Consider the following 14,378-nt stretch of genomic DNA (forward strand, 5'->3'; position numbering starts at 1 on the left):
CCTGTTCCAATTTGACCAGTACCGAGCGGGGCCCCGGCTCACCGCTCCACGACGGCCGAGAGCGCCGCCGTGATCGCCCGGGCGACCTCGTCGACCGCGCCATCCCCGTCGATATGGATGACCCTGTCCCCCGGGACGAGCTCCTCCGCCCGGCGGTATGCCTCCGCGAGCCGCGCCTGCAGCTCGGTCTTCTCGAACAGCTCCGCCGCCCCCCCGCGGCCGCGGCGGCGCTTCTCGGCGATCTCGGGCGCCACGTCGATCACCACCGTGACGTCGGGCCTCAGGGCGTGGCGGTTGAGCTCGCGGATCCATTCGACGATCGACCCGGAGCCCGCCCCGTCCTCGCCCGCCGTCGTGGACTGGTAGGCCAGGCTCGACAGGTCGTAGCGATCCGAGATCACGACGTACCCGTCGCGGAGGAGCGGCTCGATCTCGGCGCCGAGGTGATCGAGGCGATCGGCCGAGAAGAGCAGCGCCATGATCTCCGCCTGGCGGGCGCCGGGGAGCGAGATCCGGTGGGTCAGGACCTGCCGGAGCAGCGCGCCCACCGGCCCGGCGCTCGGCTCTCGGGTGACGTGCACCATGCGCCGCGCCGCCCTGAGGTGCGCCGCGTAGCGCTCGGCCTGCGTGCTCGTGCCGGCGCCGTCGATGCCCTCGAACACCACGAAGACGCCACGGCCGGCCTCCCCCGCCGGGCGCGACGCGGGGCTCTCTTGCTCGCCTCTCGTCTTCGGCATCTAGCTCGCCTCCTCGCTCGACTCCGCGACGGGCGGCGCGTCCTCCCCGAGCACGACGTTGTCGATGAGCCGCGTCGTCCCGACGCGGACGGCGACCGCCAGCAGCGCCCGATCGCCGATCGCCGCGGCGTCGCTCCAGATCGCCAGGGACCCGGGATCGGCGAGGTCCACGTAATCGACGCTCGTCGCGGCCGCCGCGAGGCGCGCGCGCGCGGGCTCGAGGAGCGCCGCGGCGCGCCGCTCGCCGCGGGCGAAGGCGCGGCACGCGCCGGCGAGGGCGAGCGGGATGGCGCGCGCCGCGCTCCGCTGCTCGGGCGAGAGGTAGGCGTTCCGAGACGACATGGCGAGGCCGTCCGGCTCGCGCACCGTCGTGGCCCCGACGATCTCGACGGGGAGGAACAGGTCGGCGACGAGCCGCCGGATGACCTGGAGCTGCTGGTAGTCCTTCCGGCCGAAGACGGCGACGCACGGCCCGGCGAGCGCGAGCAGCTTCGTCACCACGGTGGCGACGCCCTCGAAGTGCACGGGCCGATGGACGCCGCAGAGCGGGCCCGCTGTCGCGCCGACGCGCACGCGCGTCTCCTCGCCGGGCGGGTACATCGCCGCGACGTCCGGCGCGAACACGCCGTCGGCGCCGGCCTCCGCGCAGGCGGCGAGGTCTCGCTCGAGCGTCCGCGGGTAACGCGCCAGGTCTTCTCCCGCGCCGAACTGGGTCGGGTTGACGAAGAGGGTGACGGCCACGAAGTCCGTCCTCCGCCGCGCCTCCGTGATCAAGGCGAGGTGGCCTGCGTGGAGCGCGCCCATCGTTGGCACGAGGCCGACGCGGCTCCCTCCCGCACGAGCCCGATCGCACGCCACCCTGAGGTCGCCAGGATGTCGCCAAAACTCCATAGTTGAACCCTATCAGACGTACGGCAAAATCGGAGCTTCGATCATGGCTGACCCGCCGTCCACCCCAGATAGCGCCCTCGCTCCCGACTCAGAAGACGACGTGGATTCGGCTCGGGTCGCCGGGCCTGCACCGCGCCCGAGCGGCCCCTCCAGCGCGCGGTCCGGGGGGAGCTCCGCCCCGTCGAGCGGCCCGGTGTCGATATCGTCTTCATCGGCTTCATCGGCCGCCCCGGGGGCGATCCCGATCGAGGGGGACCCGACGCACTACCTGAACCGCGAGCTCTCGTGGCTCGAGTTCAACGCGCGGGTGCTGTCGGAGGCCAGATCGCACGAGGTGCCGCTGTTCGAGCGCCTCAAGTTCCTGAGCATCTTCTTCTCCAACCTCGACGAGTTCTTCATGGTGCGCGTCGCCGGGCTCCAGGCGCAGACGCAGCGCACGATCGCGGAGGTCCCGCCGGACGGGCTCACGCCCCACGAGCAGCTCGTGGCGATCAGCGCGCGGGTCCACGCGCTCGTCGATGACGCCTACCAGCTTTGGCACGCGGATCTGATCCCGGCGCTCCAGCGCGCCGGCATCGTGATCGTCCGGCCCCATGAGCTCGGCGCGACCGAGCTCGGCGCGCTCGACGAGCGGTTCCGCACGGACATCTTCCCGATCCTCACGCCGATCGCGATCGACCCGGGGCACCCGTTCCCGCACCTGCGCAACAAGATGATCAACCTCGGGATCATGTTCTCCCGGGAGCATGAAGCGCAGGAGCCAGGCTTCGCGGTCATCCAGGTGCCGCCGGGGCTGAGCCGGCTGATGCGGGTCCGCGTGGAGGGCGCGACGCGCGCGTTCGTCCTGCTCGAGGACGTGATCGCCCGGCACGTGAAGGATTTCTTCCCCTCGGGCAGGCTGCGCGGCACGTACCCCTTCCGCGTCACCCGGAACTGGGACCTCGAGATCGACGAGGAGGAAGGCGAGGACCTGCTCGAGACGATCCAGGCCGAGCTCCGCCGGCGCGATCGCGGCAACGCCGTGCGCCTGGAGATCGGCTTCGGCGAGGGCGCCGGCACCTCGGTCCAGCGGCTCTGCCGCGCGCTCAAGGTCGACGCGTCGCACGCCGTCTACCGGGTGCCTGGGCCGCTCCACATCGCCGACCTCATGGGCATCGTCGCGGACGACGAGCGCCGCGAGTACCGGGACGAGCCGTTCGCGCCGCAGGTCCCGCCGCTCTTCCGGGACGTCGAGGACATCTTCGCCGTCATCCGGGAGCAGGACGTGCTCCTGCACCACCCGTACGAGTCGTTCGATCCGATCGCGGAGTTCGTCTCCCGCGCCGCCGACGACCCGAACGTGCTCGCGATCAAGCAGACGCTCTACCGGACCGGCGGCGACTCGCCGATCCTGAAGGCGCTCGCGCGCGCGGCCGAGAGCGGCAAGCAGGTGACGGCCATCGTCGAGCTGAAGGCGCGGTTCGACGAGGCGAGCAACATCCAGTGGGCGAGGACGCTCGAGCAGAGCGGCGTGCAGGTGATCTACGGCCTGCTCGGGCTGAAGACGCACGCGAAGGCGCTGCTCGTGGTACGGCGCGAGAAGGACAAGCTGCGCCGCTACGTGCACCTGTCGACGGGCAACTACAACCCGCAGACCGCGCGGCTCTACACCGACATCGGCCTGTTCACGGCGAACCGGGAGATCGGCGAGGACATGACGTCGCTCTTCAACCTGCTGACCGGCTACAGCGCGCCGCCCAAATGGAACCGCCTCCTCGTGGCGCCGCTCGGCCTGCACGAGGCGGTGCTGGGCCTCATCGCGCGCGAGGAGGCCCACGCGCGGGCCGGGCGCAGGGCGGAGATCGTGGCGCAGATGAACGCGCTCGTGGACGTCGACGTCATCGACGCGCTCTACTCGGCGTCGCAGGCCGGGGTCGAGATCAAGCTCGCCGTGCGCGGCATCTGCTGCCTCCGGCCGGGGATCCCGGGCCTGTCGGAGCGGATCCAGGTGCGCGCGATCATCGATCGTTTCCTCGAGCACAAGCGCCTGTTCCGGTTCGCGAACGGCGGCAGCGAGGAGATCTACATGTCGAGCGCCGACTGGATGCCGCGCAACTTCCATCGCCGCGTCGAGCTGATGATCCCGATCATCGAGCCCGCCACCCGCGCGCGCGTGGAGGACATGCTGAACACCGTGATGTCCGACACGGCGAAGACCTGGGAGCTCGCGAGCGACGGCAGCTACCACAAGCTCCAGCAGCCCGCCGGCGCCCCCCAGCTGCGGTCGCAGCACCGCTTCATCGAGCTGGCGCGCGAGCGGGTGAAGCTCAGCGATCCGCTGGCGCGCGGTGGCGGGCGCTTCCACATCCTCCGCATGCCCGCGGGCACGGACGACGGCGGGCCGCGCCACCGCAAGGGCGCCAAGAAGAAGAAGGGTCTGCCCTGAGCGACGACGCGCAGGAGCGGTAGAGGCCTCCCGGCGACCCCGCGCGCGGGGATGGGGAGGATCGGGCGAGGGGAGCCTTCAGAACTGCGTCTGCAACGCGGCGGAGCCGGGGCCGAGCGAGAGCGTGGTCTGGGCCGACGCCTTGGGCGTCGCGTCGCTGACCGGCACCTTCTTCCCGCCGATGACCCAGAGCGGGATGCCCACGGCGATCATGATGCCGCCCGCCACGGAGACGAGCGCGCCGGCGAGCTGGCGGCGCCCGTCGGTGCGCGTCTCGCAGATGCCCGTGAAGCCCCCGAAATCGCAGTAGATCTCGTATCGGTTGCTCGCCGACGCGAGCAGGCCCGTCCCGGTGAAGAACGCGATCGTGCCGCCGGCGGTGAGCGCGATGCCGCCCAGCATGAGGCCCGGGCTCTTCCGGCGCAGGGGAACCGGGGGCGGAGCAGGCGGGATCTCCGCCGGGGTCACCGGGTAGCCCGGCGGGAGCTGAGCGTAGGCGCCGCCGTACGGAGCGTAGCCGCCCGGGGGACCAGGCGGCGGATAGCCCGGCGAGGCCCCTGGCGGAGCCAGCGGGGCCTCCTGCGGCGGCGCCGGGTACGGGACCGGGTACGGCGGCGCGGAGGCAGCGGGCGGCGCGGAGGCAGCGGGCGGCGCGGAGGCGGCGGGCGGCGCGGGTTGCGGCGCCGGCTGCGCGCCCGCCGTCGCCGCGGCGAGGAAGCCGGACAGCGCGACGCCGAGCGGCAGGGCGAGCGCCCGCGCGCGGGATCGCGGCGAGCGGCCCGGCGTTCGAGCGGCGTCGGGCGAAGCATTCAAGCGAAGCATCTCGGGCGTCCTTTCATCACGGCGGTTGCGATCACTCGTGTGGAAGCTCGGCTGGCTTTTGCGCCGGCTCCGGCGGAGGCGCCGCCTCCGCTGTCGACGCCCCCGCTGCCGGTGTCGCCTCCGCTGCCGGCGTCGCCCCCGCTGTCGGTGTCGCCACGGCTGTCGGTGTCGCCACGGGCGGCGCGGCGGCCGGCTTCGGTGCGCTGGTGCGCTTCTTCGGCGGGGCGGCTGCGGCTGCTCCGGTGCCTGCTCCTGATGGAGAAGCGCTGGCAGCTGTCCCCGCTGGCGATGCAGCACGCTGCGGGGTTGCAGCGCGCGCCGTCTCCGCTGCGGGCGTTTCGGCGGTGACGATCGTCGGCGGCGACGAGTCGACGGGAGGTGGGGCGGGCGGCTCGTCGGTCGCCGTCGGCGCGGCGAGGGACGGGGTGGCCGGCTCCGCGGCGTGTGTCTTTGCCGGAGCGGCTCTCGCGGGCTCGGGCGCGGCGCGCTCCGGGGCGCGGGGGGACTGCGCGGCGAACACGATCACCGCGGCGAGCGCCACGAGGCCCAGGAACACAAGGAGCGCGCGATCTCGCTTTGGCTTTTTCTGTGCGCTTCCTCCGCGCGCTCGCGCGGGCTGCGCCTCGACGCCGCCTCTCCGATGGGATCGATCGCCGGCGTCGCGCGCCCGCGCGGGCTCCGCGCTGCTCGGCGCGGCGGCGCCGCGTGTGTGCGCGCCGCGCGGGTCGTCGCCGCTTCGGCTCGCCGTCGGATCGACGCGCGCTACCGCGGGCCCTCGCGCTGTCGCGCTGTCGCCCTGCTCGCCGCGCGACGAGGGCCCCGTGTCCACGCCTGACGCAGGCCTCGACGCAGCGCTGCTCTGCGGCGCCTTGCGCCGGCTTTCTTTACGCTGGGCGCGTGAAACCTTCTTCGCCACGCAGCGACCGTACCGAACAGCAGGCGGGCCGCCAAGGGCCCGCGGTGCGTGTCGGCGTCCGACTCGTGCGGCGCGCGCAGGCTCCCGCGCGTCCCGGGAGCCGCGGTCGCTCGCCGAGCGCCCCGTCGAACGAGACGCGCGCGGACGGCCCCCGCCGCGCGCCGCGACCCACGAGCCCTTCGCGCGGGGCCGGGAGCCGGGACGTGCAGAGCACGGCCTCCGCAGGCGCGGCGGGACCGACGCGCCCGACACGAACGACGCCGCGCTTCAGCCAGCGCAACGGACGCGACCGGCGTGAACGACGCAAGCGACGTGGCGACGTGGCGACGTGGCGACGTGGCGACGTGAACGATGCGATTGACGCGGCGGACGCAACGACGCATCAGACGGGAGCGACGCGAACGAACGCCACGCTGGCGTATCCAACACGAACGGGTGTCGTCCCGCTTGACATGGGTCGCCTCCTGGGTATCCTGCGCGTCCCCATCCCTCAGGTGGAAATCCGCGTCACTATGCCGACCATCAGCCAGCTCATCCGCCAAGGCCGCGAGGCCGCTCGTTACAAGACGGCCTCTCCTGCGCTCAAGTCCTGCCCGCAGCGGCGAGGCGTGTGCGTACGTGTTTACACCACGACGCCGAAGAAGCCCAACTCTGCGCTCCGCAAGGTCTGCCGCGTCAGGCTGAGCAACCAGATGGAAGTGACGAGCTACATCCCGGGCGAAGGCCACAACCTGCAGGAGCACTCGGTCGTCCTCATCCGCGGCGGCCGTGTCAAGGACCTGCCGGGCGTGCGCTACCACGTCGTCCGCGGCACGCTCGACGCGTCCGGCGCTGCCGGGCCGAGCTCAACCAACAAAGCGACCCGCAACCGCAAGCGCTCGAAGTACGGCGTGAAGCGCCCGAAGGCCTGACGGCCTCAACGCGCGAAAGCCGAGCAGAGGAACGAAGATGCCCCGTCGTCGCGAAGTCCCGAAGCGGAAGATCATTCCGGACCCGAAGTACAAGGACAAGCTCGTCGCCAAGTTCACGAACTCCCTGATGCAGTCGGGCAAGAAGGCGACCGCCGAGGGGATCCTCTACGGCGCGTTCGACATCGTGCGCGACCGCTTCAAGGAGGAGCCGATCGACGTCTTCCGCAAGGCGCTCGACAACGTGAAGCCGAAGCTCGAGGTGAAGAGCCGGCGTGTCGGCGGCGCGACCTACCAGGTCCCCGTCGAGGTTCGCCCCGAGCGTCGCGTCGCGCTGGCGATGCGGTGGCTCGTGACCTACTCGCGCGGCCGCGGCGAGAAGACGATGCGCGAGCGGCTCGCCGCCGAGCTCGTCGACGCGGCGCAGAACCGCGGCAACGCGGTCAAGAAGCGCGACGACACGCACAAGATGGCGGAGGCCAACAAGGCGTTCGCCCACTACCGCTGGTAGGTCAGCGAGGCCAGCGCAGATCCCGGATCTGCGCTGGTTCGTCATTTCAGGTCCCATCCCCAGGCGAGGAGACGCGTAGAGCGAGATGGCACGGCTGACATAAGGATCGGGTTACAGAGCCGGTCCTCTCGAGGGAGCGCGACAGCGCTCGCCCTCGCGGGACCTAGAAAAGCTGCTGCTGTACCCCGACACCCTCTCCAGGTTCAAGTGCCCGCCACAACGGAGGCGGGCCGGGCTGGAGAGGGTGTTTTGCATCCTGAGTCCGAAACCCTCACCCCACGCATCACACGACGGAGAAGGAAAAGTGGCACGCGAGTACAGCCTGGAACGGACGCGCAACATCGGGATCATGGCCCACATCGATGCGGGCAAGACCACGGTCACCGAGCGCATCCTTTATTACTCGGGTGTCAACTACAAGATCGGCGAGGTCCACGAGGGCGCAGCCACGATGGACTGGATGGTCCAGGAGCAGGAGCGCGGCATCACCATCACGTCCGCCGCGACGAACTGCTTCTGGGCGCCGGAGCAGGGCCCCGAGAAGGGCGTCTCTCACCGGATCAACATCATCGACACGCCCGGTCACGTCGACTTCACCATCGAGGTCGAGCGGAGCCTCCGCGTGCTCGACGGCGCGGTGGCGGTGTTCGACGGCGGCAACGGCGTCGAGCCGCAGAGCGAGACGGTGTGGCGGCAGGCGGACAAGTACGGCGTCCCGCGCATCGCGTTCATCAACAAGATGGACAAGGTCGGCGCCGACTTCGACATGTGCGTCGACTCCATCCGCGAGCGCCTCGGCGCGAACCCGGTGGCGATCCACTACCCGCTCGGCGCGGAGGACTCGTTCCGCGGCGTGATCGACCTCGTGACCCTCCGGGCCGCCGTGTTCGACGAGGAGACGAAGGGCCAGCGCTACGACTGGCAGGAGATCCCGGCCGACCTCCTGCCGCGGTGCAAGGAGCTCCGCGAGAAGCTCATCGAGGCGTGCGCCGACGCGAGCGACAAGGTGATGGAGAAGTTCATCGCCGGTGAGATCGACCAGATCACCGAGCAGGAGATCCACGCGGCCATCCGCGCGGGCACCCTCGGCTTCAAGATCGTCCCGGTCCTGTGCGGCTCGGCCTTCAAGAACAAGGGGGTCCAGCTCCTGCTCGACAGCGTCGTGAACTACCTGCCGTCGCCGGTCGACATCCCGGCCGTCGAGGGGACGCTGCCCGACAAGAAGGACAAGGTCGTCTCGCGCAAGGCGAGCGACGAAGAGCCGTTCGCGGCGCTGGCGTTCAAGGTCATGAACGACCAGTTCGGCAACCTCACCTTCTTCCGCGTCTACTCCGGCACGACGAAGAGCGGCGTCAGCGTGCTCAACTCGACGCGCGGCAAGCGGGAGCGCTTCGGGCGCATCCTCCGCATGCACGCGAACAAGCGCGAGGAGATCGACGTCTGCTACGCGGGCAACATCTACGCTGCCGTGGGGCTCCGCGACACCCGCACCGGGGACACTCTCTGCGAGGAGAAGAACCCGATCGTGCTGGAGCGGATGGAGTTCCCCGACCCCGTGATCTCGATCGCCATCGAGCCGAAGACCAAGGCCGATCTCGACAAGCTCGGGCTCAGCCTGCAGAAGCTCGCCTACGAGGACCCCTCGTTCCGCACCTTCACGAACGAGGACACGGGCCAGACGATCATCGCCGGGATGGGCGAGCTCCACCTCGAGATCATCGTCGACCGCCTGAAGCGCGAGTTCAAGGTCGACGCCAACGTCGGCAAGCCCGAGGTCGCCTACCGCGAGACCATCTCGAAGAAGGCGACCGACGTGGAGGGGCGCTTCGTCCGGCAGTCGGGCGGACACGGCCAGTTCGGTCACGTGAGGATCGACATCGAGCCGGCGGAGCGCGGCGCGGGCTTCGTGTTCGAGAACGACATCGTCGGCGGCATCATCCCGAAGGAGTTCATCCCCTCGATCGAGAAGGGCATCCGGGACGCGATGGGCCGCGGCGTGCTCGCCGGCTACCCCGTCGTCGACATCAAGGTGCGGCTCCACTTCGGCAGCTACCACGAGGTCGACTCCTCCGGGCCCGCGTTCGAGGTCGCCGCGTCGATGGCCTTCCAGGACGGCGCCAAGAGGGCGGGGCTCGTGCTCCTCGAGCCGATGATGGCCGTCGAGGTCGTGTCGCCCGAGAACTACCTCGGGGACGTCATCGGAGATCTCAACTCGCGGCGCGGCCGCATCCTCGATATGGGGCAGCGCGCGAACACCCGGGTGATCCGCGCGGAGGTCCCGCTCGCCACCATGTTCGGTTACGCGACCGACGTCCGTTCCAAGACGCAAGGCCGCGCGACCCATTCGATGCAGTTTTCTCATTACGCACCGGTTCCAGCAGCGATCCAGGAAGAGATCGTCGCCAAGCAGCGAGGTTAAAGAGACGCCATGGCCAAGGAGAAATTCACTCGTACGAAGCCGCACGTGAACGTGGGCACCATCGGTCACATCGACCACGGCAAGACCACGCTCACGGCGGCGCTCGTCAAGGTGCAGTCGAAGCGCAACCTGGCGAAGGCGATCTCGTACGCCGACATCGCGAAGGGCGGGACGGTCCGTGACGAGACGAAGACGGTGACCATCGCGGCGGCGCACGTCGAGTACGAGTCGGCGAACCGCCACTACGCGCACGTCGACTGCCCCGGGCACGCCGACTACATCAAGAACATGATCACCGGCGCGGCGCAGATGGACGGGGCGATCCTCGTCGTGTCGTCGCTCGACAGCGTGATGCCGCAGACGCGCGAGCACGTGCTGCTCGCCCGGCAGGTCGGCCTGAACCACATCGTCGTGTTCCTCAACAAGTGCGACGCGGTGGACGACCCGGAGATGCTCGACCTTGTCGAGATGGAGGTCCGCGAGCTCCTGTCGAAGTACAAGTTCGACGGGGACAACGCGCCGGTGGTCCGTGGCGCGTCGCTGCCCGCGCTTCAGGGCGACCCGAAGTGGGAGGAGACGATCCAGCAGCTGCTCAGCGCGCTGGACAGCTACATCCCCGAGCCGGTGCGCGACATCGACAAGCCGTTCCTGATGGCGGTCGAGGACGTGTTCTCGATCAAGGGCCGCGGCACGGTGGCCACGGGCCGCATCGAGCGCGGCGTGATCAAGGTCGGCGACGAGGTGCAGATCATCGGCTTCAAGGACACGAAGAAGTCGGTCGTGACGGGCGTCGAGATGTTCCGCAAGCTGCTCGATCAGGGGCAGGCGGGCGACAACGTCGGGTGTCTGCTCCGCGGCGTGGAGAAGGAAGAGATCGAGCGCGGCCAGGTGCTGGCGAAGCCCGGGTCGATCACGCCGCACACGAAGTTCACCGGTGAGGTGTACGTCCTCAAGAAGGAGGAGGGCGGGCGCCACACGCCGTTCTTCACCAACTACCGGCCGCAGTTCTACATCCGGACGACGGACGTGACCGGCACGGTGAACCTCCCCGAGGGGGTGAAGATGGTGATGCCGGGCGACAACATCACGATGACGATCGAGCTCATCGCCCCGGTCGCGCTGGAGGAGCAGATGCGCTTCGCCATCCGCGAGGGCGGCAAGACGGTGGGCGCCGGCGTCGTCACCAAGATCCTCGCGTAGGAAGAGCACCATGGCTGATACAACCAAGATCCGGATTCGCCTCAAGGCCTTCGACCACCAGCTGCTCGACAAGTCGACGAGCGACATCGTCGAGACGGCGAAGCGGACCGGGGCGCACGTCGCGGGGCCCATCCCGCTGCCCACCGAGATCCGCCGTTACACGGTCCTGCGGGGGCCCCACGTCGACAAGAAGTCGCGCGAGCAGTTCGAGATCCGGACGCACAAGCGGCTTCTCGACATCATCGAGCCGACGCAGCAAACCCTCGACGCGCTGATGAAGCTCGACCTTTCGGCCGGCGTCGACGTCGAGATCAAGAGCTAGGAGTCCAGGTACCATGAAGGTTACCGTTTACAACCTCAAGCGGGAGCAGGTCGGCGAACTCGACCTCTCGGACGAGGTCTTCGGGACCGAGGTGAAGGAGCACCTCTTCTACGAGGTCGTGAAGGCGCAGCTCGCGTCCCGCCGCTCGGGCACCAAGGCCACGAAGGAGCGGAGCGCGGTCGCCGGCTCCACGAAGAAGCTCTATCGCCAGAAGGGCACCGGCCGCGCTCGCCAGGGCTCGATCCGCGCGCCGCACCACGCGGGCGGCGGCATGGCGCACGCCCTGGAGCCGAAGGACTGGTCGTACCGTCCGCCGCGCAAGGTGCGGATCGGCGCCCTGAAGAGCGCGCTCTCGCTCTTCGCGAAGGAGGGCCGGCTCATCGTGCTCGACAGCCTCGAGGTCTCCGAGATCAAGACCAAGGCGATCGCTGCCACGCTGACGACGCTGCAGGCGGATCGGAAGTCGCTGGTCGTCGACACGGCCGGCAACGACAAGCTGGTGAAGAGCCTCCGCAACCTGGAGAACCACCAGTACCTGCCGCCGGAAGGGGTCAACGTCTACGACCTCCTCAGGCACGACCACCTCATCGTCTCGAGGGACGCCGCCAAGGCGCTCGAGGCGCGTTGCCTTCGCTAGTCAGGGGAGTCCGACATGCAGCCCGAGCAGATCATCCGCCGGCCAATCATCCTCACGGAGAAGTCGAGCCGGCTCCGCGACCAAGGCAACAAGGTCATCTTTGAGGTCCGCCGCGAGGCGAACAAGATCCAGATCAAGGACGCCATCCAGACGCTCTTCAAGGTGGGCGTCGTGGACGTCAACACGCTGATCATGCGCGGCAAGGACAAGCGCATGGGGCGCGGCTACGCGAAGCTGCGCAATTGGAAGAAGGCGATCGTGACCCTCAAGGAGGGTGACGAGATCCAGTTCTTCGACGAGAAGGCGGAATAGCGATGGGAATCAGATCCTTCAAGCCGACCTCGCCGGCGCGGCGTTACTACTCGGTCAGCGACTTCAAGGAGATCACGAAGGTCGAGCCCGAGCGGTCGCTGCTGGAGCAGCAGACGTCCACCGGCGGCCGGAACAACAACGGCCGGATCACGTCGCGGTTCCGCGGCGGTGGTCACAAGCAGCGCTACCGGATCATCGATTTCCGGCGCGACAAGATCGGCGTCCCGGCGAAGGTCGCCTCGATCGAGTACGACCCGAACCGGACGGCGCGCATCGCGCTCCTGCACTACGTGGACGGCGAGAAGCGCTACATCCTGGCGCCCGACGGCCTCGCGGTGGGGGCGACGCTGCTCGCGAGCCGGAACGCGGACATCAAGCCTGGCAACAGCCTGACGCTCCGCTTCATCCCGCCCGGCACCTCGATCCACAACGTCGAGGTCAAGAAGGGCAAGGGCGGTCAGCTCGTGCGCTCGGCCGGCGTGGCCGCGCAGCTCATGGCGAAGGACGGCGACTACGCGCAGGTCCGCCTCCCGAGCGGCGAGATCCGCAAGGTGCACCTCGATTGCCGCGCCACGATCGGGCAGGTGTCGAACTCCGAGCACGCGAACATCAGCCTCGGCAAGGCGGGGCGCTCGCGCTGGCTCGGGCGCCGGCCGCACAACCGCGGTGTCACGATGAACCCCGTCGATCATCCGATGGGCGGTGGTGAGGGCCGGACGAGCGGCGGGCGTCATCCGTGCTCGCCGTGGGGTCAGCTCTCGAAGGGCCTCAAGACGCGGAACAACAAGCGCACCGACGGGATGATCGTCCGGCGGCGCGGGACCAAGGGTTAGTCATGCCGAGGAGCATCAAGAAAGGGCCCTTCATTGACGGTCACCTGCTGGAGAAGATCCAGGCGGCCCAGGCGACCAATGCCAAGAAGGTGATCAAGACGTGGTCGCGCCGCTCGACGATCCTGCCGGAGTCGGTCGGCCTGACCTTCGCCGTGCACAACGGGAGGAAGTTCGTTCCCGTGTTCGTGACGGAGAACATGGTCGGCCACAAGCTGGGTGAGTTCGCCCCGACGCGCACGTTCCACGGCCACTCCGGGGACAAGAAGTCCAAGGTCACCAAGGGCCCGGGCGGTCGCTGATCGCTCCGCGTCAACCGCGAGCGCATCCGACATGAAACGGGCGGGGTCGCAGCAGCGATCCCGCCCGTTCCTTTTTTTGCAGCTACGGAGCCCGCGTTAGAATTGGCCGCGTAGACCGACGAAATCGGGGCCGACGAGCAGCTGCGTCGAGGCCGTGGCGCTCTGCGAGCCGCCAGCGCCGCCGCCGGTGAAGCTCAGGATGAGCAGGGTCGTGCCCGTGACGAGCCCGAGCGCGCCGACCACGACGCCGATGTTCGCGACCGTCTTCTGGGTCTTGCCGGCGTCGACGTCGTCCTGGCGCTCGGCGGGGCAGGGGCCCCTGCAGGTCTCGGCGAGATCGCTGTACGTGCTGTTCGCCATCAGCCCGGCGACGGTGAACATCGCGAGCCCTGCCACGCCCACGCCGCCAGCGGCGTAGGCGTAAGGCCGCAGGTGCGCACGCGGCGAGGGCGCTTCCGAAAAGGGCGGGCTCGGGCCCTCGTCGAGGAGCGCCGGAGAGCCGGAGCCGGCCTCGGTCGGGCCGCTCGGCTCGGCGTCGAGCGCGACGGTCTTCGCTTCGCCCGCCGAGAGATCGACGGTCTGCGGCGTCGAGGTGAGCTTGGTGCGCAGGACGATCTCGGTCTTGCCGGGCTTGACCGGGAACGGCTTGCCCCACCGCTCGCGCGGGACGTCCTTGCCAGCCACCGCGAGCGAGGTCGCCGCGTCCGGGTGCGCGACCGTGACGGTGACGAGGGCGATCTTGCGCGCGAGCTCGTCGCGCTCCAGCTGCGCGGTCTGCTCCGTCTGGGCATAGCGCGGCTCGTCCTTCGCCCGGGACGCGGCCTCCGCCGCGACCTGATCGAACTCGAGGTACGCCTCGATGTGATCGCCCAGATCCGCGAGGCAGCGCGCGATGTAGAGGCGGGAGTTCGGGCTCGGCACGGTGGCGTACGAGGCCCGGAACTGCTCCAGCGCAAGCGCGTAGCGCTTGCTCTCGTAGAGGGCGGCGCCCTTCTTGAAGTGGTTCTGCGCCTTCTCCACCGCGTCCGGCGCGGGCGTCGCCGCGGCGCCGTCCGCACCGGACGCGGGCCCGGGGAGCGTGCACAAGCACAGGCAAGATGCCGCACCGAAGAGCAGCGCACGGAGCCAGGGTCGAGATCGCACGGT

The 14,378-nt window shown here is 69.6% G+C and carries 14 protein-coding genes; 10 read left to right on the forward strand and 4 right to left on the reverse strand.

The genetic code is table 11. From position 1 onward, the window contains the following. Window positions 1-38: 38 nt before the first annotated feature. Window positions 39-737 carry a dTMP kinase gene (gene tmk, locus WMF44_RS04630; protein ID WP_437297909.1) on the reverse strand — a complete coding sequence of 233 codons (699 nt, stop codon included), beginning with the start codon at window positions 735-737 and terminating at the stop codon, window positions 39-41. Further along, window positions 738-1,628: a pantoate--beta-alanine ligase gene (gene panC / locus WMF44_RS04635; protein WP_437297910.1), complete on the reverse strand. Its 891-nt coding sequence runs from the start codon at window positions 1,626-1,628 to the stop codon at window positions 738-740. Window positions 1,629-1,821: 193 nt separating this feature from the next. Between panC and ppk1 the strand changes: the two genes are divergently transcribed. Next, window positions 1,822-4,053 (forward strand): polyphosphate kinase 1, encoded by a 2,232-nt coding sequence (gene ppk1 / locus WMF44_RS04640; protein ID WP_437297911.1) that lies wholly within the window; start codon window positions 1,822-1,824, stop codon window positions 4,051-4,053. A gap of 78 nt (window positions 4,054-4,131) precedes the next feature. Here ppk1 and WMF44_RS04645 read toward each other — a convergent pair whose 3' ends face one another. Continuing rightward, complete coding sequence (locus WMF44_RS04645) at window positions 4,132-4,875, reverse strand: hypothetical protein (RefSeq protein WP_437297912.1); 744 nt, start codon at window positions 4,873-4,875, stop codon at window positions 4,132-4,134. Window positions 4,876-6,303: 1,428 nt separating this feature from the next. On the opposite strand from WMF44_RS04645, the gene rpsL reads away from it, so the two are divergent. The 9 genes from rpsL to rpsS all read left to right on the forward strand — a co-directional run bounded on the left by rpsL (window position 6,304) and on the right by rpsS (window position 13,232). Then, entirely contained in the window at window positions 6,304-6,702 is a 399-nt protein-coding gene (rpsL, locus tag WMF44_RS04650) for a 30S ribosomal protein S12 (protein WP_012233473.1), read from the forward strand. Window positions 6,703-6,739: 37 nt separating this feature from the next. Next, window positions 6,740-7,210: a 30S ribosomal protein S7 gene (gene rpsG, locus WMF44_RS04655; protein ID WP_012233474.1), complete on the forward strand. Its 471-nt coding sequence runs from the start codon at window positions 6,740-6,742 to the stop codon at window positions 7,208-7,210. Window positions 7,211-7,514: 304 nt separating this feature from the next. Beyond that, on the forward strand, window positions 7,515-9,629 hold the full coding sequence (gene fusA / locus WMF44_RS04660; protein WP_437297913.1) for an elongation factor G: 2,115 nt from the start codon (window positions 7,515-7,517) through the stop codon (window positions 9,627-9,629). A gap of 9 nt (window positions 9,630-9,638) precedes the next feature. Beyond that, a complete protein-coding gene (tuf, locus tag WMF44_RS04665; protein WP_437297488.1) occupies window positions 9,639-10,829 on the forward strand; it encodes an elongation factor Tu in 1,191 nt (396 codons plus the stop codon). A 10-nt stretch (window positions 10,830-10,839) separates the two neighbouring features. Next, entirely contained in the window at window positions 10,840-11,151 is a 312-nt protein-coding gene (rpsJ, locus tag WMF44_RS04670; RefSeq protein WP_012233476.1) for a 30S ribosomal protein S10, read from the forward strand. 13 nt (window positions 11,152-11,164) lie between these two features. After that, a complete protein-coding gene (gene rplD / locus WMF44_RS04675) occupies window positions 11,165-11,788 on the forward strand; it encodes a 50S ribosomal protein L4 (protein WP_012233477.1) in 624 nt (207 codons plus the stop codon). 15 nt (window positions 11,789-11,803) lie between these two features. Beyond that, a complete protein-coding gene (locus WMF44_RS04680) occupies window positions 11,804-12,100 on the forward strand; it encodes a 50S ribosomal protein L23 (RefSeq protein ID WP_012233478.1) in 297 nt (98 codons plus the stop codon). 2 nt (window positions 12,101-12,102) lie between these two features. Next, a complete protein-coding gene (gene rplB / locus WMF44_RS04685; RefSeq protein WP_437297914.1) occupies window positions 12,103-12,933 on the forward strand; it encodes a 50S ribosomal protein L2 in 831 nt (276 codons plus the stop codon). Between the two features lie 2 nt (window positions 12,934-12,935). Next, window positions 12,936-13,232: a 30S ribosomal protein S19 gene (rpsS, locus tag WMF44_RS04690; protein ID WP_437297915.1), complete on the forward strand. Its 297-nt coding sequence runs from the start codon at window positions 12,936-12,938 to the stop codon at window positions 13,230-13,232. 96 nt (window positions 13,233-13,328) lie between these two features. On the opposite strand, the gene WMF44_RS04695 is transcribed toward rpsS, so the two are convergent. Beyond that, window positions 13,329-14,375 carry a tetratricopeptide repeat protein gene (locus tag WMF44_RS04695; RefSeq protein WP_437297916.1) on the reverse strand — a complete coding sequence of 349 codons (1,047 nt, stop codon included), beginning with the start codon at window positions 14,373-14,375 and terminating at the stop codon, window positions 13,329-13,331. Window positions 14,376-14,378 lie beyond the last annotated feature (3 nt).

The sequence above is a fragment of the Sorangium sp. So ce426 genome, from assembly GCF_051475585.1.
In the GTDB taxonomy this organism is placed as follows: domain Bacteria; phylum Myxococcota_A; class Polyangia; order Polyangiales; family Polyangiaceae; genus Sorangium; species Sorangium cellulosum_B.